Origin of the sequence: Variovorax sp. OAS795, from assembly GCF_040546685.1 — a bacterium.
Lineage (GTDB): Bacteria > Pseudomonadota > Gammaproteobacteria > Burkholderiales > Burkholderiaceae_C > Variovorax.
In genome coordinates this window covers 3,829,361-3,851,657 of record NZ_JBEPOH010000001.1, presented here as the reverse complement: position 1 = coordinate 3,851,657, position 22,297 = coordinate 3,829,361, and the positions used below count along the sequence as shown (strand labels likewise).

21 protein-coding genes are annotated in these 22,297 nt (G+C 64.8%); 16 read left to right on the top strand and 5 right to left on the bottom strand.

The genetic code is table 11. The features are described 5' to 3' along the window. The first annotated feature begins 243 nt into the window (after positions 1–243). A complete protein-coding gene (locus ABID97_RS18685) occupies positions 244–1,203 on the top strand; it encodes a tripartite tricarboxylate transporter substrate binding protein (RefSeq protein WP_354399918.1) in 960 nt (319 codons plus the stop codon). Positions 1,204–1,435: 232 nt separating this feature from the next. Here the strand turns inward: ABID97_RS18685 and ABID97_RS18680 are convergent, their stop codons facing one another. The 3 genes from ABID97_RS18680 to ABID97_RS18670 form a co-directional block, all read right to left on the bottom strand. Further along, positions 1,436–2,413, bottom strand: coding sequence for an NAD(P)H-quinone oxidoreductase (locus ABID97_RS18680; protein ID WP_354399917.1), 978 nt, complete (start codon positions 2,411–2,413; stop codon positions 1,436–1,438). A gap of 23 nt (positions 2,414–2,436) precedes the next feature. Further along, positions 2,437–3,039 (bottom strand): hypothetical protein, encoded by a 603-nt coding sequence (locus ABID97_RS18675; RefSeq protein WP_354399916.1) that lies wholly within the window; start codon positions 3,037–3,039, stop codon positions 2,437–2,439. 114 nt (positions 3,040–3,153) lie between these two features. Continuing rightward, positions 3,154–3,747 (bottom strand): hypothetical protein, encoded by a 594-nt coding sequence (locus ABID97_RS18670; RefSeq protein WP_354399915.1) that lies wholly within the window; start codon positions 3,745–3,747, stop codon positions 3,154–3,156. 198 nt (positions 3,748–3,945) lie between these two features. On the opposite strand from ABID97_RS18670, the gene ABID97_RS18665 reads away from it, so the two are divergent. Next, positions 3,946–4,932: a tripartite tricarboxylate transporter substrate binding protein gene (locus tag ABID97_RS18665; protein WP_354399913.1), complete on the top strand. Its 987-nt coding sequence runs from the start codon at positions 3,946–3,948 to the stop codon at positions 4,930–4,932. 42 nt (positions 4,933–4,974) lie between these two features. On the opposite strand, the gene ABID97_RS18660 is transcribed toward ABID97_RS18665, so the two are convergent. Further along, positions 4,975–5,718 carry an SDR family oxidoreductase gene (locus ABID97_RS18660; protein WP_354399912.1) on the bottom strand — a complete coding sequence of 248 codons (744 nt, stop codon included), beginning with the start codon at positions 5,716–5,718 and terminating at the stop codon, positions 4,975–4,977. A gap of 100 nt (positions 5,719–5,818) precedes the next feature. Here ABID97_RS18660 and ABID97_RS18655 point away from each other — a divergent pair, with 100 nt between their 5' ends. Beyond that, positions 5,819–6,769, top strand: a complete 951-nt coding sequence (locus ABID97_RS18655; protein ID WP_354399910.1) for a LysR family transcriptional regulator — start codon at positions 5,819–5,821, stop codon at positions 6,767–6,769. A 166-nt stretch (positions 6,770–6,935) separates the two neighbouring features. On the opposite strand, the gene ABID97_RS18650 is transcribed toward ABID97_RS18655, so the two are convergent. Beyond that, positions 6,936–7,256: a 2Fe-2S iron-sulfur cluster-binding protein gene (locus tag ABID97_RS18650; protein WP_354399908.1), complete on the bottom strand. Its 321-nt coding sequence runs from the start codon at positions 7,254–7,256 to the stop codon at positions 6,936–6,938. A gap of 162 nt (positions 7,257–7,418) precedes the next feature. Here ABID97_RS18650 and ABID97_RS18645 point away from each other — a divergent pair, with 162 nt between their 5' ends. From ABID97_RS18645 to ABID97_RS18585, 13 genes are all read left to right on the top strand, one after another. After that, on the top strand, positions 7,419–8,708 hold the full coding sequence (locus tag ABID97_RS18645) for an aromatic ring-hydroxylating oxygenase subunit alpha (protein ID WP_354399906.1): 1,290 nt from the start codon (positions 7,419–7,421) through the stop codon (positions 8,706–8,708). 2 nt (positions 8,709–8,710) lie between these two features. Next, positions 8,711–9,196 (top strand): aromatic-ring-hydroxylating dioxygenase subunit beta, encoded by a 486-nt coding sequence (locus ABID97_RS18640; protein WP_354401806.1) that lies wholly within the window; start codon positions 8,711–8,713, stop codon positions 9,194–9,196. Between the two features lie 51 nt (positions 9,197–9,247). Beyond that, positions 9,248–10,087, top strand: a complete 840-nt coding sequence (locus ABID97_RS18635) for an enoyl-CoA hydratase/isomerase family protein (protein ID WP_354399905.1) — start codon at positions 9,248–9,250, stop codon at positions 10,085–10,087. Next, positions 10,084–10,812 (top strand): SDR family NAD(P)-dependent oxidoreductase, encoded by a 729-nt coding sequence (locus tag ABID97_RS18630; RefSeq protein ID WP_354399904.1) that lies wholly within the window; start codon positions 10,084–10,086, stop codon positions 10,810–10,812. Before ABID97_RS18635 ends, ABID97_RS18630 begins: the two co-directional genes overlap by 4 nt. After that, positions 10,809–11,747: an alpha/beta hydrolase gene (locus tag ABID97_RS18625; RefSeq protein WP_354399903.1), complete on the top strand. Its 939-nt coding sequence runs from the start codon at positions 10,809–10,811 to the stop codon at positions 11,745–11,747. Before ABID97_RS18630 ends, ABID97_RS18625 begins: the two co-directional genes overlap by 4 nt. Before the next feature lie 2 nt (positions 11,748–11,749). Continuing rightward, complete coding sequence (locus ABID97_RS18620; RefSeq protein ID WP_354399901.1) at positions 11,750–13,225, top strand: 3-oxoacyl-[acyl-carrier-protein] synthase III C-terminal domain-containing protein; 1,476 nt, start codon at positions 11,750–11,752, stop codon at positions 13,223–13,225. Positions 13,226–13,228: 3 nt separating this feature from the next. After that, complete coding sequence (locus ABID97_RS18615) at positions 13,229–14,431, top strand: acetyl-CoA acetyltransferase (protein ID WP_354399900.1); 1,203 nt, start codon at positions 13,229–13,231, stop codon at positions 14,429–14,431. A 19-nt stretch (positions 14,432–14,450) separates the two neighbouring features. Beyond that, positions 14,451–16,010: an acyl-CoA synthetase gene (locus ABID97_RS18610; RefSeq protein ID WP_354399899.1), complete on the top strand. Its 1,560-nt coding sequence runs from the start codon at positions 14,451–14,453 to the stop codon at positions 16,008–16,010. Between the two features lie 108 nt (positions 16,011–16,118). Beyond that, positions 16,119–16,859, top strand: coding sequence for an enoyl-CoA hydratase/isomerase family protein (locus ABID97_RS18605; RefSeq protein ID WP_354399898.1), 741 nt, complete (start codon positions 16,119–16,121; stop codon positions 16,857–16,859). Further along, positions 16,856–17,647, top strand: coding sequence for an enoyl-CoA hydratase-related protein (locus ABID97_RS18600; RefSeq protein ID WP_354399897.1), 792 nt, complete (start codon positions 16,856–16,858; stop codon positions 17,645–17,647). The genes ABID97_RS18605 and ABID97_RS18600 overlap by 4 nt, the downstream gene beginning before the upstream one ends. A 2-nt stretch (positions 17,648–17,649) precedes the next feature. Then, entirely contained in the window at positions 17,650–19,164 is a 1,515-nt protein-coding gene (locus ABID97_RS18595; RefSeq protein WP_354399896.1) for a 3-hydroxyacyl-CoA dehydrogenase, read from the top strand. A 97-nt stretch (positions 19,165–19,261) separates the two neighbouring features. Next, complete coding sequence (locus ABID97_RS18590; protein WP_354399895.1) at positions 19,262–20,575, top strand: phytoene desaturase family protein; 1,314 nt, start codon at positions 19,262–19,264, stop codon at positions 20,573–20,575. Positions 20,576–20,634: 59 nt separating this feature from the next. Then, on the top strand, positions 20,635–22,290 hold the full coding sequence (locus ABID97_RS18585; protein WP_354399893.1) for an acyl-CoA dehydrogenase family protein: 1,656 nt from the start codon (positions 20,635–20,637) through the stop codon (positions 22,288–22,290). Positions 22,291–22,297: the final 7 nt, after the last annotated feature.

Here is a 22,297-nt window from a genome sequence, read left to right as displayed (position 1 = left end):
GACGCGGCCCGGTTGCCCTGGGTGCAACCGCGCCAGGACAAGCATCGTGCCTCGCTCGAGCGTAACCGGACGACCGTAGTGCGACAGAACCTTGGCGCTTGCGGGCCGCTCGCGTCGGACCTGAAGCTATAGATATACCGGCGTGTCGGACTATTTTGAGCTAAGCTTCTTTCCACCTCCCCACCCATCGAAATGCAGTACAGCAGGAGACAACTTGTGAGCCTTCCGACTCGTCGTTCATTCATGGCGACCGCACTGGCACTTGCTGCAGGCGGCGCTGCGCGTGCGCAGACAACCAAGCCCAAAAGCTTGACCACCCTGATAGTTCCTTATCCGACTGGCGGCGCTTCAGACGCTACCGCGCGCGGTATGCAGCCCACCCTACAGCGCGTTCTTGAGCAGGCAGTAATTGTCGAGAACATCGGGGGCGCGTCCGGAACGATCGGTGTAAACAAGTTGCTTGCAGGCCCGTCCGACGGCTCAGCTCTGTTGTTGGCTGGTCCCACTGAGATTATTCTGGCCCCCCTCGTCGTACTCGGCGTGAAGTACAAATCCGAACACCTGCGCGCCGTGGCAGGCATCGGGTCCCACACCCTGGTTCTGGTAGCGAGGTCAGATCTTGGCGTCGGGACATTCGCGGAACTGGTCGAGCGCATGCGGGACAAATCCAAGCCGTCACTCTCCTATGGCAGCTTCGGAATCGGGTCCTATGCGCACCTGGCGATGGAGGACATGAAGACGCAGCTTTCCGTAGACGCCACACACGTGCCATACAAAGGCTCCGGAGTGCTCGTCACGGATCTTGCCGGTGGACACGTCGACTTCGGCCTCCTCCCGCTTGTCGGAAACGTGGCTGACCTGATCAAGTCCGGAAAGTTTCGCGCTCTCCTCGTCACTGACACATCGCGCAACCCGCAGCTCCCTCATGTCCCGTCGGCTTTGGAAGTCAAGGGTTTATCGAACTTTGAGTATGTCATCCGCGGGTACGTCGTAGTTCCGAGAGCGACGCCAGACGCAGTCGTTGAACGCCTTGCAGCCGCGGTCAACACCTGTATCGCAGATCCCGCTTTTCGGCAGTTCCTAGAAGGAACCGGGGCGACGCCGCCGGCACCGCACGAGCCATCCGAAGCCGAGCGTTGGTACAAGGCGGATATCGACCGATACCGCAAGCTTGCCAAGGCGATCAAGCTGGAGCCCTCTTGATCGATCGAGAATTTGCAGGCCTTGCGGGCCCGCAACATGAATTCCTCGAGAGGGCAGGGCTGCACTGCCATGTCCTGAGCCGCGCGGAACTGCAGGTTGAGCGCGGCCGCATGAGCGCAGTGTTCAACGCAACAGCGGTGGCTCCGCCTTGGCGTCCTATCTCAGCATCCTCACGGCTGCGTGATTGGCGTCGGAGAAGCTGTCGCCGCTTGCCCTCAGCAGAACCTGTTCATCAGACCACCAGCAGGATTTTGCCGATATGACCGCCGGCTTCCAGCGCAACGTGCGCAGCTGCTGCCTCGTGCAGGGCGAACCTGCGGTCGATCACAGGTCGAATTTTGCCGCTCGCGATGTGCGGCCAAATGCGAACCATCAGCGCGTTCACAATTGCAGCCTTGTAAGCAGGCGGCCGAGAGCGCAGGGTCGAACCGGTGATCTTGAGGCGGCGCTTCATCACCTCGTAGATGTCGAAATTCGCCATATGACCACCCAGAGCGGCGATAAAGACCAGGCGCCCGTAGTCCGCAAGTGCTGAAATTTCGCGCGGAACATAGTCTCCGCCGACCATATCGAGGATAACGTTCACGCCGGCTCTTTCCGTCGCGGTGCGCACTGCGGCGGCGAAGTCTTCCTTCCGATAATTAATCGCGCGCGTCGCACCCATTTCAATGCATGCAGCGCATTTTTCATCGGTGCCAGCGGTGGTGTAGACGGGATGGCCGAGTGCTGCTGCCATCTGTATGGCCGCAACGCCAATGCCGCTGGAGCCTCCCTGGACAAGGAGACTTTCTCCAGCCGTGAACTCACCCTCTTGCCACACGGCACCCCACACCGTGCAAAAGGCCTCCGGCAACGATGCGGCGTCAATCAAGGAAACGCCTCGCGGAACGGGCAGGCACTGGGTCGCAGGTACAGCACAGTACTCTGCATAACCCCCTCCTGGAAGCAAGGCGCAGACCTCCTGCCCGGCTTCAAAACCCGTCGTGTGCGGGCCAACTGCGACCACTGTACCGGACACTTCGAGTCCGGGCAGATCTGACGCCCCCGGCGGCGGCGGGTAGTTTCCCTGTCGCTGAACGATGTCACCCCGATTCAGTCCTGCCGCGGCGACCTTGATGAGGAGCTCTCCGGCAAGAACGCTGGGCACCGGCCGCTCGCAAAGGCGCAAGACTTCCGGAAGGCCGGGTTCAGAGATTTCGATAGCGCGCATGGACGCAGGAAGATTGGGAAGGCTCACCTTGATCGGAATGTGGATTGCTGATCGGGATTGAACTCTGGAAGAGGAATAATCAGCGGAATCAGTTTTTCACGAGCCTCTTGTGGGGAAATGAATTCGTCGGCCGGAATCTGAATGAATTCAGAGTCCATGTCGCTGCCGAACTCCCCCGTCAATCGTCCTCGTTTATCAAACGTCCAAAGCGCGACCGCACCTTCCGAGCGCCTCACGTAGTGGCCTGTCGGGTCAGCCTTCCGGCCCATAGCCACCACTTGGGCGCCAGTCACATGCTGAACTAGCGTTGAGCAGTAAGTGAAGGATTGCTCCGAGAGATGGATCACTTGGTCCTCGTGAAGAATCACGGAACCACCAAACTTGTCGTAGAAACCCCTGACTTCCTCGCGCCCTTTGAGTTCCACAAGAGTTCCTCCTAGCTGGATCCTGTAGTGCGGTTCGTCCACCATCATGGCCGGCTCGAAAATCTTGTCGATCAGTCGAACGACCTCCGATAGCGAGTGCCTTTTGTAAACCTGGAGGTAATGCCTTTGGAGAGGCGTCAATGAACTGCTCGCGAGCAAGCGATCCACGGACTGTAGGGATTTAGTGATGTCCGACTTCATTCGTATCTCCTCTTTGTTCGTCCATTAAGCCAAGCGGAAGGATAGGTTCGACAGCTCGTACTGACTATCGCGTGGGCAATGAGCGCAGCGCACAGCTGAACTTATCAATGCTCGCTATCGGCCTTGGAAGCGGATCTGCTCTACGGACTTCATTCTTGGCAAGAGCTTCTCGCGACATTCAGCGACGGTGATGAATTCCTCGGGGGGGCAGGGCCGAACTTTCATATCTGCACCGTGGAAGACCGTCTCGCCGGCCAAGAGGGCATCGCTGTTGTAAGGGAAGAAGCAGATGATGCTTTGGCTGACGATGTAGAACTTCGCGGGATCTTCGACGGTCACGCCCTGCGCCTGCAATTGAGCGCCTTTCCAGAAGCGATGGCTGATGTAGTCAGTCATCAGCCCGTCGTCGGAAACCATGATGTGTTCGTCGGTGTGGTAGATGACGGTGCTCTCGGTATCCACCATCATCCGATAGATTGCGGATACTTCAGTCATCCCCTTCGCTGAGAACAACTGCTCGCAGACATGAATGCGGTACACGGCGTCGGGCGCGGTCATTTCGGGAACCAGAATCTGCTCCCACATGCCGCACACCTCGAGATTGGCGTGGCGACGGTAGTTCTCGAGGATGGCCTTGTGGAATGGGTTAGCGCATCGCTCGATCGCATCGTCGACCACATGCATGCGCTGGTTGATGTCGTATTTCATCTGTCGTCTCCTTAACGGCTTGAGAGTTTCGCGACAAGGATATCCGCGCGAACTACAGCTGTCCCGGTGCGCTTGATGATCAGGCTGCGAAGCTGCACTGATCAATATCGTCTCCATAAAAGACCATGCGGTCGGACAATAGCGGGGCTTCTCTTCCCAATCCCAGGCCGGTGAAAAATCAACTACAGGAGACAACTCGTGAGCCTTCCCACTCGTCGTTCATTCATAGCGTCCGTTCTGGCGTTGATCGCAGCCGATGCGGCGCGCGCGCAGGTAGGCAAGCCCAATCAGGTGGTCACGCTGATCGTTCCATTTCCTGTAGGTGGCTCGGCGGACGCAACCATGCGCAACTTGCAGCCCCTTCTGCAGCGCGCACTCAATCAGACGGTGATTGTCGAGAACATCTCGGGCGCGTCCGGAACGATTGGCGTCGGGAAGTTGCTTGCAGCTCCCGCCGACGGCACGACTCTACTGTTCGCCGGCCCCAGTGAATCCATCCTGGCACCCCTCAGCATGAGCGGTGTGAAGTACAAGGCTGAAGACCTGCGCGCCGTGACAGGCATCGGAGCCACACGCCTGGTTCTGGTAACGCGGGGCAATCTGGGCGCAAACACATTCCGCGAATTGGCCGAGCGCCTGCAGGACAGATCCAAACCGTCGCTTTCTTATGGCAGCTTTGGGATTGGTTCCTTCGCGCACCTGGCCATTGAAGACATGAAGATGCAGCTCTCGCTGGACGCCATTCACGTGCCCTACAAAGGCGCCGGAACTTTCATTACCGATATTGCCGGCGGGCATGTCGATTTCGGCGTGCTGCCCCTGATCGGAAATGTGGTGGATCTGATCAAGAGCGGAAAGCTGCGTGCCCTCCTCGTCACTGATACATCACGCAGTCTCCAACTCCCAGACGTGCCGTCGCTCGCAGAAGTCAGGGAGCTGTCCAACTTCGACTATGTCATCAACGGGTACATCATGGTTCCAAAAGCGACTCCGACCGCAGCCGTGAAGACTCTGTCAGTCGCGCTCAACACCTGCCTTGCGGATCGCAATTTCCGGCAGTTCATGGAAGGATCCGGAGCTTTCCCGGCCGCGGTGAATGAGCCGCCTGAGGCCGAGCGGTGGTACAAGGCCGATATCGACCGATACCGCAAGCTTGCGAAGGCGATCAAGCTGGAACCCTCTTGATCGATCGAGAATTTTGCAGGCCCTTTCCGGACCCGCGATGCCTCAAATCTGCGCCATGCCGCCGTCGGCGGCCAGATCGACGCCCGTGATGAATGAGCTCTCGTCCGACGCCAGGAACAACGCTGCGTTTGCGACTTCGTCGGCCCGGCCCATGCGGCCGACGGGGATTTGTGGGGCCATCGACGCTGCAAAAAGCGCCGCCTTGTCATCCGGAACGCCCAACTTGCCGGCCATGGGGGTCTCAGTTGGCCCCGGGCTGAGGCTGTTGACGCGGATGTTCCGGCTTCGTAGGTCGTTCGTGAGGCTGCGCGCCAACGAGCGTACTGCCGCCTTGGTCGCGCTATAAACGCTGAACAGCGCTGTCCCCCGCGAATTGGCGATGGACGAGGTCAGCACGATGGAGGAGCCATCCTTGAGAAGAGGAAGCGCCTTTTGCACCGTGAAAAAGGCGCCCTTGACATTGATCGCGAACATGGAATCGAGTTGCTGTTCCGTCACGTCAGCGAACGGAATGAGGTTGGCAACACCCGCATTCGCGAACACGATGTCCAAGTGCCCGAAGCGCTTGCCGATCTCGGCATAGAGACGGTCGAGATCCGAAAGAGAGCTGACGTCAGCATGCAAGCCCGTCACGCCCAATTCCGAGGCGGCGACCTCAATTGCCTGCTTGTCGCGCCCACATATGATGACCTGGGCGCCTTCCGCAGCGAAGAGCCGGGCGGCAGCAAACCCGATGCCGCTGTTGCCGCCGGTGATGAGTGCAATCTTGTTGTCCAGTCGTCCCATGGTGAATTCATTCGTAAGTTGATCGAATTCCCAATCTATGTCCGAATAGTCGACCCTTCAACCTCCCAAAGAAGAACACCCTGTGCACCACCCCTTACCAGTGGACCGCTCGCACCTGGACGGTCTGATCGTCTTCCTGGCAGTCGCGGAGCTGCGCGGATTCCGTGGAGCAGCCCGCCATTTGGGCATCACGTCTTCCGCTGTGAGTCAGACCATACGAGCCCTGGAGGGACGGGTCGGCGTGCCACTGCTGTACCGGACGACCCGCAGCGTCGGCCTCACGCAAGCCGGCGAGCAGCTTTTGTCCCATACGCGGCCGGCGATAGAAATGTTGAACGCGGGATTCGCCGAGGCGGCAAACCTGGGAAGCGTTGTGAGCGGAAAGCTTCGGATTACGTCTCCGCGCGGGATGCTCCCGCTGTTGGCGAACAGGCTGTTCCCGGATTTCTTTCGGGCCTACCCGAAAGTCCAGTTAGAACTGTATGGGGAGGAGGGTGTCCTGGACATCGTGGAACACGGATTTGACGCTGGCATTCGGCGGCCCGCGCATGTCCCGGTGGATATGGTGGGTATCAGAATCACGCCGCCGGTGCGGCTTGTGGTGGTGGGCACGCCCTTCTTCTTCCGCAAGATCGGGCGTCCTGCCAGGCCCGAGGATCTGGGCAAGCTGCCCTGCATTCAGTCGCGACTGTCCCTGACCTCGCCCACGGCTTGGCCATTCATGGTGGAAGGGCAGCGCTTGGAGGTCGCGGTCGATGGGCCCTTGATCCTCAATGACGTCGAAATGATCATCCACGCGACATTGCGAGGGGTCGGCCTGGCGAGGGTTCCTTCAGCACTGGTCCTTGACTACTTGGCGCGCGGCGAAATGGAGACGGTGCTCGACGAGTTCGGATTCGATGAGGATGGTCTCATGCTGTTCTACCCGAGCCGGTCCCAGTCATTGCCAAAGCTAAAGGCGTTCGCGGACTTTGCCATCCCGCGGCTGCGGCAGGACTTCAGCGTGAAAGACTATTTGCCGACCTCTTTTCGGGACGGGTTCCCGCAATAGTTCGTTCTGCGGCTCAGGCCTTCTCGGCCATGAACTTGCTTGAGAGACAGGCGCGCCCTGCGCTCGCACAGTTGCGGGCCTTGAACCACGGCGGGATCATGTCATCAACAGGTCCTTACCTGCGCCCTGCAAGGGACGAAACCAAGGGTGTTCGGGTCGCGCCAGCTCAGGCCTGCACTTCCGGCAACTGAACGACGATACCGTCCAGTGCGACTTGCATTTTGATCTGGCAGCACAGCCGGCTGTTCTCGCGCGGGTCTGGCACGCCCTCGAGCATGAAGGTCTCCGTCTCCGATATCGCGGGCAGTTTGTCGGCCCAGTGCGCGTCGACGTAGGCGTGGCAGGTGGCGCAACTGCAGGAGCCGCCGCAGTCGCCGAGGATGCCTGGCACCGCGTTGTCCAGGGCGATCTGCATCAGCGTGCGGTCGGGGGGAGCAGTCACCCGATGGGTGGTGCCATCGTGCTCAATGAATGTCACTTGGAGCATGAGTTTCCTTACATCTCATAGAGGTTGATCGGAGCCGTTGTGGCTGAACTGATCGCTTTGTACTGTTGACATAGACCGTCCAGTCGGACTATTATTGATCCAACAGCGGCGCATCGCAATGCTTTTGCGTCTTGCAGAAACACTCTTTGTGAAGGTGACAACATGAGTACCTGTGCCTCGGTGATTCCCATCACCAACGCAAATCCAGAGCCTCGCGCGTGGGGCGATCTGGTCCGAGAGAACCAGGTGCACGGCTCGCTTTACACCGACCCGACGATCTTTCAAGAAGAGCTGCGCAAGATATGGTTTCGCACCTGGGTCTACGTCGGTCATGAAAGCGAAGTGCCCAAGCCCAATGACTACGTGATGAAGTCGATCGGGCCCGAGCCGATCCTCATGACGCGTGACCGTGAAGGCAGGATCCATCTCCTGCACAACCGTTGCCCGCACCGCGGCAATCGGGTGTGTATGACCGAGAAGGGGTCGGCCCGTTCGTTCACATGCCCGTATCACGGCTGGACCTTCACCAACGATGGTGCACTGCGCGGCTATCCGTTCCCCTCGGGCTATGAAGGTGTCGACAGGTCGGAACTTGGGCTTGGCAAGGTGGCGCGCGTCGCCTCCTACAAGGGCTTCGTCTTCGGATCGATGGCGCAGGAGGGACCTTCGTTGGAAGAGCACCTGGGCGCGGCGATGCAGGCCATCGATGCGCTGTGCCTGACCTCGCCCGAGGGCGAGGTGGAGGTCACGGCCGGCTTCCTGAAGCACAAGGTCAAGTCCAATTGGAAATTCCTGGTGGAAAACGAGACCGACGGCTATCACCCGTCGTTCGTGCATGCCTCGATCTTCGAGGTCGCGAAAAGCGGAATCGGTTCGCTCTACAGCAGCGACTCGACGGCGGTGTCGCGCTACTTCGGCCAGGGGCATTCCGAGAACGACCTGCGGCCCGAGTTCCGCAAGCGCGATGTCCCGATGAGCTGGTTCAACACCACCGCAGATCGTCTGCCCGAGTACACGCGGAGCATGGAAGCCGCCTACGGGGTGGAGCAGGCCCGCAAGATCATGATCGACGGCACGCCGCACATCATGATCTACCCGAATCTCTTCATCGCGGAGATTCAGATCTTCGTGATCCAGCCGTTGGCGTTCAACGAGTCCGTGCAGCACGTCACGGCGCTGCAGTTCAAGGGCGCGCCCGACCTGAATCGTCGTTTGCGTCAGCAGACCATGGGGTCGGTCGGCCCGGCCGGCTTCCTGCTGGCGGACGACGCGGAGATGTACGAACGAACCCAACTCGGCGTTCAGGCGAAGAGTCCGGAATGGCTGTATCTGGGCCGCGGCAAGCACCGCGAGCGCACCGATGAAAACGGCTATCTGATTGGCGACGCCACGGACGAGACGCCCACGCGCGGCATCTGGCGGCACTACCGCTCGCTCATGGAGGCGGCGTGAACATGAATGTCGAAGACCTGTTGCTTCACCATGAGGTGTCGCAGTTCATCTATCGCGAAGCGCGCCTTCAGGACAACCACGAGTACGACGCCTGGGAGGCCCTGTGGACCGACGACGGCGTCTACTGGATCCCCGCCAACGGCGACACCAGCGACCCGGAGCTGGAGATGTCCATCATCTATGACAACCGCTCGCGCATCGCATTGCGGGTGCGCCAGTTCCACACCGGCAAGCGCTACAGCCAGTCGCCGCGCTCGCCGCTGCGCCGGGTGATCTCCAACGTGGAGATTCTTGAAAACGACGGCACCGCCCTGGTGGTCACTGCGAACGCGATCGTGTTCGAGGCGCATGCGCGCGGCGACACGATCTGGGGCTCGCGCAACGAATACCAGCTGCGCCGCGAAGGCGGCACGCTGCGCATGGCCGGCAAGAAGGTGGTGCTGACCAACAACGAAAGGGCCCTCTATTCGATGGCCTTCCTGATCTAGATCCCTGAACCCGAGCCCGCACACCCCACGCCGCGAGGCAGGAGAAAAAAGATGACTGGAGACAAGCGAAGCGACAGCCCCTCGATCGAGGTGCTGGTTGCCGAAGGACCGGCACGGCTGGAATTGCATGCCGACGGCGTGGCCCACGTGCGGCTGAACCGGCCCGAAGCCTCAAACGGCCTCGACATGGAACTGCTCAAGGCGCTGCACGAGGTGCTGATGCAGGTGCACGGCGAGGGCCGTGTGCGCGCCGTGCTGCTCACGGGCGAGGGCAAGCACTTCTGCGCCGGCGGCGATGTTCACACCTTCCTGTCCAAGGGCGAGGCGTTGCCCGACTACATCCGCATGGCAACCTCCTACCTGCAGCTGGTGGTGGCGCTGCTGATGCGGCTCAACGCGCCGGTCGTCTGTGCGGTGCAGGGCTTTGCGGCCGGCGGCGGCGGCATGGGGCTGGTGTGTTCGTCCGATGTGGTCGTGGCGGGCGAATCGAGCCGCTTCCTGGCCGGCGCGACGCGCGTGGCGATGGTGCCCGATGCCGGCGTCTCGGTGACGCTCACGCAGTTGGTCGGTTTTCGCAAGGCGATGGACATCCTGTTGTTCAACCCGGTGATCGACGCCGCCGAGGCGTTGCGCATCGGGCTCATCTCGCGCGTGGTGCCCGACGAAGCACTGGCCGGCGAAGCGCTGTCGTTGGCGCGCCAACTGGCGGCCGGTGCCCCGGCGGCACTGGCGGCCACCAAACGGCTGCTGTGGAACGGGATCGGCCTCGGCGCCGAGGCCGCGATGCCCGAGGAGAACCGCACCCAGGCCCAACTGGCCGGGATGAAGGATGCGCTGGAGGGCCTGGCGGCGGTGATCGAAAAGCGCGCGCCGCGCTTCACGGGGAAATGAGCACCGTGCGCAGCGTGTTCCTCACCGGCGGCGCCAAGGGCATCGGCGCCGCGATCGCACGCCGGCTGGCGGCCGAGGGCGCATGCGTGACCATCGCCGACCTGGACATCGCGAGCGCGCAGGCCTTGGCTGCGGAGATCGGTGCCACTGCCGTCGAGCTCGACGTGGCCGACCTCGAGCGCGCGCATCGCATGGTGCTGGAGACCGGGCCGCACCAGATCCTGGTGAACAACGCCGGCATCGACCAGCATGCCTATTTCACGCAGACCCAGATCGCCGACTGGCGCCGGCTGCTGGCCGTCAATCTCGAATCGGTGTTCGCCACCACGCACGCGGCCTTGCCAGCGATGCAGGCAGCCGGTTTCGGCCGCATCATCAATATCGCCTCCGAGGCCGGCCGCATGGGTTCGCGCGGCGCGGCGGTGTATGCCGCCGCCAAAGGCGGCGTGATCGCCTTCACGCGTTCCATCGCGCGCGAAAACGGCCGCAAGGGCATCACGGCCAACGTGATCGCGCCGGGGCCGATCGACACACCGTTGCTGCGCGAAGCCGTGGCCGCTGGCGGCGACAAGCTGCTGGACGCCATGAGGGGCGCCACGCTGGCCGGCCGGCTGGGCACGCCCGAAGAAGTGGCTGCCGCGGTCGCTTTCCTGGCCTCCGACGCTGCGGCCTTCATCACCGGCGAGACCTTGGGGGTTTCCGGCGGCATGGGGTGCGGCCAATGAGCGAGCGCAAGATCACCGCTTCCGACGAACAGCTCGACGGCGTCATACGCCGCGTGCTGTCGGTCTACCGAAGCTGGGGCCGCAACGCCACGGTGACGCAGATGCGCGCCGATTGGGATGCGCTCTTCGGCGGCCAGCCCGTGGAGGCTGCGGTGCAGCCTGTGACCATCGACGGCCTGAGCGCCGAGTGGATCGCCGGCCCACAGGCAAATCCACAGCGCGTGGTGCTCTACTTTCATGGCGGCGGCTTCCAGGTCGGGTCGGTGCATTCGCACCGCGAGTTGATGGCGGGGATTTCCGAAGCCACCGGCTGCCGCGTGCTGGGCCTGGACTACCGGCTCGCACCCGAGCATCGTCATCCGGCGGCGCTCGATGACGCCTGCGCCGCCTACGACTGGCTGATCACGCAGGGCACGCAGCCCGCCGACATCGTCTTCGCAGGCGACTCGGCGGGTGGCAGCCTCGTGCTGGCCGCCTTGATCAAGCTGCGCGACGCGGGCCGTGCACTGCCCGCGGGCGCGGTGCTGATGTCCGCCTGGACCGACATGACGGCCTCGGGCGAGAGCTACGTCTCGCGCGCCCAGAGCGACCCGATCCACCAACGCCCAATGATCCTCGCCATGGCGCGCAATGCCCTCGGCGCCGAGGGCGATCCCCGGCATCCGTGGGTGTCGCCGCTGTTCGCTGAACTGCATGGCCTGCCGCCGCTGCTGATCCAGGTCGGCGACCGCGAGACGGTGCTCAGCGATTCGGTCGACTTCGCCGCGAAGGCCAAGGCGGCCGGCGTCGATGTGCGTCTGGAGGTGTGGGACCGAATGATCCACGTCTTCCAGCAATTCCCTGACGACCTGCCCGAAGCGCGCGACGCTCGGCGCGCCATCGGTGCCTTCGTTCGAAGCCTTTCTTCAACCCCTTCCATCACGAGAAAGTCCTGACCATGTTCGGAATCATCGGATACGGCGGCTACGTGCCCCGCCTGCGGCTTGTTCGTCGCGCGGCGGCCGAGGCCAATGCGTGGTACGCCCCCCAATTCGTCAACGCTGCCAAGGGCACGCGCGCCTTTGCCAACTGGGACGAAGACAGCATCACGATGGCGGTGGCCGCAGCGCGCGACTGCCTCGGCGCGGCGGACGATCGCTCGCGCATCGCCAGCGTGCTGCTGGCATCGGGCACGCTGCCGTTCGCCGAGCGGCTGAACGCCGGCGTGGTGTGCGAAGCGCTCACCCTGCGCGACGACGTGCAGGCGGCCGACGTCACCGGCTCGCAGCGTGCGGGCGTTTCGGCGCTGGCGCAGGCCGTGGCGCAGGTACGCAGCGGCGGTGGCGATGTGCTCGTGTTGGCATCCGACAATCGCAAGACGCGCGCAGCCAGTTCGCAGGAACTGGATTTTGGCGACGGCGCCGCCGCGCTTCAGATTGGCCGCGACAAGGTGCTGGCCGAGTACCTGGGCGCCGGCACGGTCACGGTCGATTTCGTCGACCACTTCCGTGCCGCGGGGGAGGACATCGACTACGCCTGGGAAGAGCGCTGGGTGCGCGACGAGGGCATCACCAAACTCGTGCCACGGGCCGTGAGGGCTGCGCTGGCCGAGGCGAAAGTCGAAGCTGCGCAGATCGACCACTTCATCTTCCCGACCACCTTCCAGAAGATGGACCAGCAACTGGCCAAGGCCTGCGGCGTGCGCGCCGAGGCGGTCACCGATTCCCTGGCCTCGCGCGTGGGCGACACCGGCCTGCCGCACGCGCTGCTGCTGCTGGCCCATGTGCTCGAGCGCGCCCAGCCTGGCCAGCACATCCTGCTGGCCCAGTTCGGCAGCGGGGCGCAGGCGATGGTCTTCCGCGTCACCGACGAAATCCGCAACTTCCGCCCGGCCAAGGGTGTGAGCGAATGGATCCGCCGCGGTGTCGAGGAGACCGCCTACACGCGTTTCCTGTCCTTCAAGGGCCAGCTCGATCTGGAGCGAGGCATGCGCGGCGAGCAGGAGCGCAAGACGGCACTGTCCACCGCGTACCGCCATCGCAGCGCGATCCTGGGTCTGGTCGCTGGGCGCTGCGAGGTGACCGGCAGCGTGCACTTCCCGCCGTCGCGCATCTCGTACGACCAGGGCAAGCCGCTGCAGGACACGCAGAAGCCCTACAAGCTGGCCGAACGCCGCGGCACCGTGTTGAGCTGGTCGGCCGAGTTTCTTTCGTTCCACCGCTCACCGCCGCACCGCTATGGACAAGTGGACTTCGACGGCGGTGGCCGCGTCCTCATGGAGTTCACCGACACCGGCGAGGGCGAGATCGATGCCGGCAGCGCGGTCGAGATGACGTTTCGCATCAAGGACATCGACGACCGTCGCGGCTACACCCGCTATTTCTGGAAAGCCACCCCGGTGCGCGCCGCCGCAACGGAAAAAGGATCGGAGTAAATCATGGCCGCAGGTATCAAGGACAAGGTCGCCATCCTCGGGATGGGTTGCAGCAAGTTTGGCGAGCGCTGGGACGCGAGCCCGGAGGACCTCATGGTCGAGGCCTACAACGAGGCCATGGCCGACGCCGGCATCGCGCCCGAGCAGCTCGACGCCGCCTGGTTCTCGACCCACATGGACGACGTCGGCACCGGCCGCGGCGGCACACCGATGGGCATCGCGCTGCGCCTGCCCAACATCGGCGTGACGCGCGTGGAGAACTTCTGCGCTGGCGGCTCCGAGGCCATCCGCGCCGCGGTGTACGCGGTGGCCGCCGGCGCGTGCGACGTCGCGATCGCGCTGGGCGTGGAAAAGCTCAAGGACACCGGCTACGGCGGCCTGCCGGTGGCCACGGTCGGCACCTACATTCCGCAGTGGTATCCCAATGCGGTGGCGCCGGCCAACTTCGCGCAGCTGGCGTCGGCCTACCGCAGCAAGCATGGCGTCGATGCGGCTCTGCTCAAGCGGGCGATTGCGCATGTCTCGGTCAAGAGCCATGCCAACGGCGCGAAGAACCCGAAGGCGCACTTCCAGAAGGCCGTGAGCGAAGAGACGGTGCTGAAGGCACCGATCATCGCCGAGCCGCTGGGCCTGTTCGACTGCGCCGGCGTGTCCGACGGTGCGGCCGCAGTGATCGTCACGCGGCCCGACATCGCACGCAGCCTGGGCAAGCGCGAGCTCGTGACCTTCAAGGCGCTGCAGATCGTGACCTCCAACGGCTGGGAGCTGCAGTCCAACGAATGGGACGGCAGCTACGTGCACACCGCGCGCATCGCGGCGCGGCGCGCCTACGCCGAGGCCGGCATCACCCGGCCGCGCGAGCAGATCAGCATGACCGAGGTGCACGACTGCTTCTCGATCACCGAACTGGTGACGATGGAAGACCTGGGCCTGTCCGATGTGGGCGGCGGCGTGAAGGACGTGCTCGACGGCATGTTCGATGCCGACGGAAAGATCCCGTGCCAGATCGATGGCGGCCTCAAGTGCTTCGGCCATCCGATCGGCGCCAGCGGCATCCGCATGCTCTACGAGATGTACCTGCAGCTGCAGGGCCGGGCGGGCCCGCGCCAGCTGAGCAATCCCTCGGTGGGCCTGACCCACAACTTGGGTGGACAACCTTCGCAGAACGTGTGTTCGGTTTCCATCGTCGGCCTGGAAGGCGCCTGACATCGTCCACAAGCAGATCATGACCGTCAGCCTTACTCAATCCATCCACCGCGCCCTGCAGCAGAACCCGCAGCGCGTCGCGACGATCGCCTATGGGCGCCGTCGGACCTACGCCGAGTTTGTCGGCCGCGTCCAGCGGCTGGCCGGCGGCCTGCGCAGCCTCGGCGTCAACAAAGGCGACAGGGTCGGCATCCTGTCGCTCAATTCGGACCGCTACCTTGAAGTCTTCATGGCGGTGTTCTGGATCGGCGCGGCGATCAATCCGGCCAACACCCGCTGGAGCGCAAAGGAGCTCGCCTTCTCGTTCAACGACTGCGAGACCACACAGCTCTTTGTGGACGACGCCCATCTGCCGTTGATGGACGAGGTGCGGGCCGAATCGCGCACGCTGCGCGAGATCATCTATCTCGGCAACGAAGCCTGCCCCGCGGGCATGGTCGACTACGAGCAATTGATGGCACAGTCCGACCCCGTGGACGACGTGGGCGCAGGCGGCTCCGACTTGGCCGCGGTGTTCTATACCGGCGGCACCACCGGCTTTCCCAAGGGCGTGATGGCCTCCCACGACAGCCTGATGGGTGCGGCCTTGAACCGGCTGGCCATGGGCTACCCCTTGGGCCCGGTGTACCTGCACGCCGCGCCCGTCTTTCACCTCGCGGGTGCCATGGGCGTCTGGTGGCAGTTCGTTGCCGGCGGTACGCACGTCCTGCTGCCGACCTTCAACGCGCTGCAGTTCATGGAGACGGTCCAGAACGAGCAGGTGACCGACACGCTGCTCGTGCCGACCATGATCCAGATGGTGCTGGACCATCCCGAGTTCAGCAAGTTCGACCTGAGCAGCCTGAAGTTCATGGTGTACGGCGCATCGCCTATCACCGAAACGCTGCTCGACCGCCTGACCGTCGCCTTCCCGCAGCTGGCACTGATGCAGGGCTACGGCATGACCGAGCTCTCGGGTTGCGTGAGCTACCTGCCGCCGTACTACCACACGGCCGACGGGCGCGAGCTGGGCAAGCTGCGTTCGGCCGGGCGTGCGGCGGCGTTGGCCGAGATCAAGATCGTCGGCGCCGACGGCAAGGAACTGCCACGCGGCATGGTGGGCGAGATCGCCGCACGCGGCATGTCCGCCATGACGGGCTACTGGAATCGCCCGGCAGACGACGCCAGCACCCTGCGCGACGGCTGGGTGCACTCCGGCGACGGCGCCTACATGGACGACGAAGGCTTCATCTTCATCGTGGACCGCATGAAGGACATGGTGGTCAGCGGCGGCGAGAACGTCTACTCGGCCGAGGTCGAGAACGCCGTCCTCAAGCACCCGGCCATCGCGGCGTGCGCCGTGATCGGCGTCCCGAGCGAGAAGTGGGGCGAGAGCGTGCATGCGGTCGTGGTGCTCAAGCCGGGCCAGAGCGTGTCGGAAGCGGAGCTGATCGCTCATTGCAAGACGCTCATCGCGGGCTACAAATGCCCACGCAGCGTCGAGGTGCGGACGGAGCTTCCGTTGTCCGGCGCAGGAAAGATCCAGAAGAACAAGCTGCGCGAGTCGCACTGGGCCGGCCGCGGCCGCCAGGTCGCCTGACCGGGCATGCAAATCCCTTCATCTGAAACGCCAAGGCATATGACTGTCCCTGCGAATCCGAATCCGGTGGTGTTGCTGGACCGGCCGGCCCCCCACGTGGCGCGTCTCTTGATCAACCGCCCCGACAAGCGCAATGCGATCGACCACGACGTGCGGCAGGCGCTCACCGTCGCGATCGCTGGCATCCGTGACGACGCCAGCGTGCGCGCGCTGGTGTTCGGTGGAGCGGCGGGGGTGTTCTCGGCCGGCGGCGATGTGCCGAGCATGCTGGGCCTGGTCGAGGCCGGCGCGCGGGCGCGGATGCAGCACGTTGCGCTGTTGTGCCGCATGGTCGCGGCCTTGCGCATCCCGGTGGTCAGCGCCGTCGAAGGCATTGGCGCCGGTGCGGCTGTCGGCCTCGCGCTGCTCGGCGATCACATCGTCGTTGGGGCGAGCACCCGTATCCTGTTTCCCTTTCTCCAGCTCGGGCTGGTGCCGGACTGGGGGCAGATGCTCACGCTGCCGCGCCGTGTCGGCGTGCGGGAAGCCAGGCGCATCCTCACGGCGGGCGAGCCTGTGCGCGGCGAGGAAGCACTGCGCATCGGGTTGGCCGACGTCTTGGTGGCCGATGACCAGGTGATGACCTGCGCCGTCGCGAAAGCGAGCGACTTCGCGCGGCTTCCGATGGGGGCCTTCGCGCGAATGAAGGACCGGCTCACGTGTGTGTCCTCCTCGCTCAATCTCGAGTTGCAGCGGGAGGAGGACGACCAGGCAGTGAGCCTGACCGGCGACGAATTTCGCGAGGGCTACGACGCCTTCAAGAACAAGCGGACCGCTGATTTCATCGCGCTGCCGGGAGTGAAGGCATGACGGGCAGCAACATGGGACCGGCCCCGGAGGGCGTGCAGGTCGAGCGCGACGGCGCCGTCGGCATCGTCGTGTTGAATCGACCCGAGAAGCGCAATGCGCTCGACATTGCGATGCGCCGTGCGATTGCCGAGGCGGTCATGGCGTTGGATCATGACGACGCGATCCGGGCCATCGTCATCACCGGCGGCACCGTGTTCGCGGCCGGCGCCGACCTGAACCTGCTGGTCGACAAGGGTGCGCAGCAGGTGGCCGGCATTGACCTGGGCCAGTACTGGGCGCCTGTGGCGCAATGCAGCAAGCCGACCATTGCAGCGGTCGCCGGTTTCGCACTCGGTGCGGGCTGCGAGCTGGCCATGATGTGCGACTTCATCGTGGCGGACCCGACGGCGCGCTTCGGCCAGCCGGAACTGGCGGTCGGCATCATGCCCGGCGCCGGCGGCACACAGCGCTTGCTGCGTGCCGTGGGCCGGCCGGTGGCCGCGATGCTCTTGCTGACCGGTGAGCAACTGACGGCCGAACGCGCCTTCCAACTTGGTCTGGTGGCCGAACTGGCCGAAGAGGGCCAGGCACTGGCGCGCGCAACGACGTTGGCCCGCAAGGCCGCGCGCATGCCGCCCAAGGCGGTCGCCGCCACGCGCCGCATGCTGCGCCAGGGCCCCGACCTGCCGCTCGACGCGGCCCTCGCGCTGGAGAACCGCGAGTTCCTGCTGCTCTTCGACACCCCCGACAAGACCGAGGGCATGCGTGCCTTCCTTGACAAGCGACGCCCGGAATTCACCGGCAAATGACCATGACAGACAAACTCAAGATCGCCGTCATCGGCGCCGGGACCATGGGTCGCGGCATTGTTCAGCTCTTCGCCCAGGCCGGACACCGGGTGCATTGCTTCGACAGCTTCGACGGTGCGGCGGACAAGGCCGTGGAATTCGTCGTCGGCATGATCGGTCGCGGTGTCGCGAAGGGCCGCATCGATGCCGATGAATTCGAGCGCATCCGCGGCCAGATCCATGCCGCGGCGACGATGCAGGACTTGGCGGATTGCGACGTCCTGATCGAAGCCATCGTGGAAGACCTGGAGGCCAAGCGCGCACTGTTCCGCAGCCTCGAGGCGGTCGTATCGCCGCAGGCGATCCTGGCGAGCAACACCTCGTCGCTCGTCGTGGCCGAGATCGCGGCCGCGTGCGAGCATCCGCAGCGGGTGGCGGGACTGCATTTTTTCAATCCCGTGCCGCTCATGAAGGTGGCCGAGGTGATTGCCGCGGTGCGTACCGCGCCGGCGGTGGTGACCACCTTGCGCGACCTGGTCGAGGGAGCGGGCCATCGCGCGGTGGTTGCAGCGGACCAACCGGGGTTCCTAGTGAACCATGCGGGCCGCGGCCTGTACACGGAGGGGCTTCGCCTGCTCGAAGAGCAGTCGGCCAGCGTGGACCAGATCGATCTTGTGCTGCGCGAGGCGGCAGGCTTTCGCATGGGGCCTTTCGAGCTGCTCGACCTCACGGGGCTGGATGTGTCGAGCAAGGTGATGAGTTCGATCTACGAGCAGTTTCAGCAGGAGCCGCGCTTTCGTCCTTCGTCGCTGGTGCCGCCGCGGGTGGCGGCCGGGCTGTTCGGTCGCAAGACGGGGCAGGGCTGGTATGCCTACGAGGGCGATGTGCGACAGGTTCGGCCGACGCCTCCGGTGCCGGCGCTGCCGGCCGGCCTTGAGGTCTGGGTGGCGCCGGAGGCCACGCAGCGCGACGCATTGAAGGCGCTGGTGGAGGCCGCCGGCGCGCGATGGGTCGAACGCCCGACGCCCGAGGCGCTTCTGATCGTCCAGCCCTGGGGCGGCGACGCCACCGGCGAGGCGGCGGCGCTCGGGCTCGACGCTGCGCATTGCGTCGCGATCGACCCGCTGCCCGGCCTGGGGCGCCATCGCACCCTCATGCTCACCGTGGCCACCGCGCCGGCCATGCGCGACGCCGCGCATGCGCTGTGCGCACACGACGGGGTGGGGGTCACGGTGATCAACGACAGCCCCGGCTTCATCGTGCAACGCGTGCTGGCAACCGTCGTCAACATCGCGGCACAGATCGCACAGCGCGGCATCGCGTCGGTGGACGACATCGAAGACGCGGTCAAGCTGGGGCTGGGCTATCCGCAAGGTCCGCTGTCCTGGGGTGACCGCATCGGCGGTGCGCAGGTGCTCGCGATCCTTCGACGCATGCTGGCAGTGACTGGCGATCCGCGCTACCGGCCCAGCCCCTGGCTCGAGCGGCGTGTGGCGCTGGGCCTGTCCCTCTGCACGGCCGAGGCTGCACGCCGATGACCGCTGTGCCGCAGGCCGCCACCGCTCGCCCGCGCGCATCGCGCCGCGCCGCCGTCATGCCTTACCCAACGAATCCATCCACAGGAGAAAAATCATCATGAGCGAGACCGTGATTCACCCCATCAGCTACGACGCTGTCGTGATCGGCGCCGGCGCCGGAGGCCTCTGCGTGGCCGCGCGCCTCGTGGCCGCGGGCAAGAAAGTGCTGGTGGCCGAGAGCCTCGGCCGCGTGGGCGGCCGCGCCTCGAGCGAGCAGATCGACGGCTTCACCGTCAACATCGGCGCCATCGCGATCGAGAAGGGGTCCACTTTTGAAGAAACCTTCGCCTTGCTCGATGTCGAGCTCGACCTGCGCGAGCCCAATCCCGCGACCGTCTTCCTGATCGACGGCAAGATCATCAACGTCGCCAAGGGCGGCTGGGGAATGCTGCTGGGCGGTTTCACCAAGCAGGCGGCGAAGATTGGCGCCAAGTTTGCGGATGCGCGCGGCGGCGACCTGCCCGAGGCCAAGCTCACCACCAAGGAGTGGTTGTCGCAGTACACCAAGAACGAGACTGTGCATGCGATCTTCCGCAACCTGTGCGCGGCCATCTTCGCGGCCAACTCGGACGAATTGCCTGCACGGGCCTTTCTGACCTACTTCGCAGTCAAGGGTGCGTTCAAGCGCTTCGGCTTCTGCCCGCGCGGCACGGTCGGGCTGTGGAACGACCTGACCGATGCGATCCGCCGCCGTGGCGGCGAGGTCTGGCTCGATGCGCCGGTGGCGGCGCTGAACGTCGAGCACGGCCGCGCGACGGGCGTCGACCTGGTCAAGGACGGCGTGACGCTGCGTGTCAATGCGCGCGCGGTGATCAGCAACATCGGGCCGCATGCCACGGCCCTGCTGCCGGGCGCAGAAGCCTTCGGCGGCGAATACATCGCGCTGGCGACCACCGGGCCGAAGCCTGCCGCCAACATCGTCATCAACTTCGCGACGCGTGAGCGCCTCTACGATGCGCCGGGCCTGGTCACCTTCGGGCGCACGCGTCGCCTGTGCAACATCGGTGAGCTGACCGCCACCTGCCCCGAGCTGGCGCCCGCAGGCTGGCACCAGTACGTGGCCTATGCCGTGCCGCACCCCGCGCTGGGTGACTTCGACAACGACGCCGAGGTCGAGGCCTCGATGCAGGACCTGCGCGATCTTTTCCCCGGCTTCGCGAACGCCAAGATGCTGTCGGTTCGCGTCATGCGCGACGGCTGGCCGGCGCAGCGCTCCTGCGGCGGCTACGACTTGCCGCAGACCACGCCGCTGCCGAACTTTTGGCATGTGGGCGATGCGGTCAAGCCCTACGGCGATGGCGGCACGCAGGCCTGCGCGGACACGGGCCGTTCCGTGGCCAAGCTGGCGCTCGATGCGCTGGCCGCGGCTTGAGGCGTTACGCCATGGCTGCGAACCAAGACATCCAGGCCTGCGCGTCGCTGCTGGCGCGTTTGCGCCCGCTCTTCGAGCAGGCCACGCAGGCCCTGGCGCAGTCCTGCGCCGAAGACGGCGTCTTCAGTGCGCGTCGCTTCGACGCGCAGCAGGTCGCCAGCTACGAACTGGCCTGGGCCTGCGCCGATTTGCTCGCGGCGGAGACGGCCATCCAGGGCGTCGGCAGCGGCGCGAATGCGCTCGAGACCGGCTTGGCGCTGGTCTTCGGCATAGACGCGATCGGCGCGGTGCTGGCGCGCACGGAAATGCTCTTTCTCGAGCTCGGACTCGACATCTCTCCAGTCCAGGCTTTTGCATCGGACGCCGCGTGGACCGGCTTGCGCCGTTCGGCTGGCAGTGCGGCCGCGCTGCAGGCGACGGGCCGGGCGCTGGCCGATGCTGGCGGCGATGTCGGCGGCGTGGTGCTCGACGAGGCGCATGCCATGGCGCAGGACGCCTTTCGTCGTTTTGCCGCGGATGTGGTGGCGCCGCAGGCGGAGGCGCTGCACCGCCAAGACCTCACCGTGCCAGACAGCCTGTTGCAGCCGCTTCGCGACATGGGTGTGTTCGGCTTGTCGGTGCCCGAGCGCTTTGGCGGCAGCGCGCCGAACGACCGCGACGACACGCTGCTGATGGTGCTGGTCACCGAGGCCCTGTCCGAAGCGTCGCTGGCGGGGGCCGGCAGCCTGATCACGCGACCCGAGATCCTGAGCCGCGCGCTGATGACCGGCGGCACCGAAGAACAGAAATCCCATTGGCTGCCGCGCATCGCGGCAGGTGATCCGCTGTGTGCGATTGCGATCACCGAGCCGGACTACGGCTCGGACGTCGCCAGCCTGATGCTGCGCGGCACGCGTGTCGAAGGCGGCTGGCGCCTGGACGGTGCCAAGACCTGGTGCACCTTCGCCGGCAAGGCGGGGCTGCTGATGGTGGTGGTGCGCACCGACCCAGATCGCTCGGCCGGCCATCGCGGGCTGAGTTTGATGCTGGTGGAAAAGCCGTCGGACGACGGCCATGCATTCGCCTATCGCCAGAGTGAAGCGCAAGGTGGCGGGGGCCTGACCGGCAAGGCCATCGCGACCATCGGCTATCGCGGGATGCATTCGTTCGAGTTGTCGTTCGACAACCTGTTCGTGCCCGACAGCCATGTGATTGGCGGCGCGGCGGGTCTGGGCAAGGGTTTCTATTTCACGATGGCCGGCATGATGGGCGGGCGCATGCAGACCGCGGGGCGGGCTTCGGGCGTCATGCGCGCTGCCATCCGTGCCACCTTGCGCTACACCGAGGATCGCAAGGTCTTCGGCGCGCCGTTGCTCGACTGTCCGCTGACGCTCGCCAAGCTAGCGCGCATGGGCGCCCGCTATGCCGCCTGCCAGCGGCTGGCCTACGCCGTGGCGCGAACACTCGACGAGGGCGGCGGCCGCATGGAGGCCAGTCTGGTCAAGCTGCTGGCGTGTCGCTCGGCCGAATGGGTGACCCGTGAGGCACTGCAATTGCATGGCGGCAATGGCTATGCGGAAGAGAGCCCGGTGAGCCGCTACTTCGTCGACGCGCGCGTGCTGTCGATCTTCGAGGGCGCGGAGGAGACGCTGGCGCTCAAGGTCATCGCACGCAGCCTGCTCGAGCAGGCGCTGGCCGACGCCACCCCCGCCCGAGCGGTAGCCCGCTTGCATTGAGGAGCGG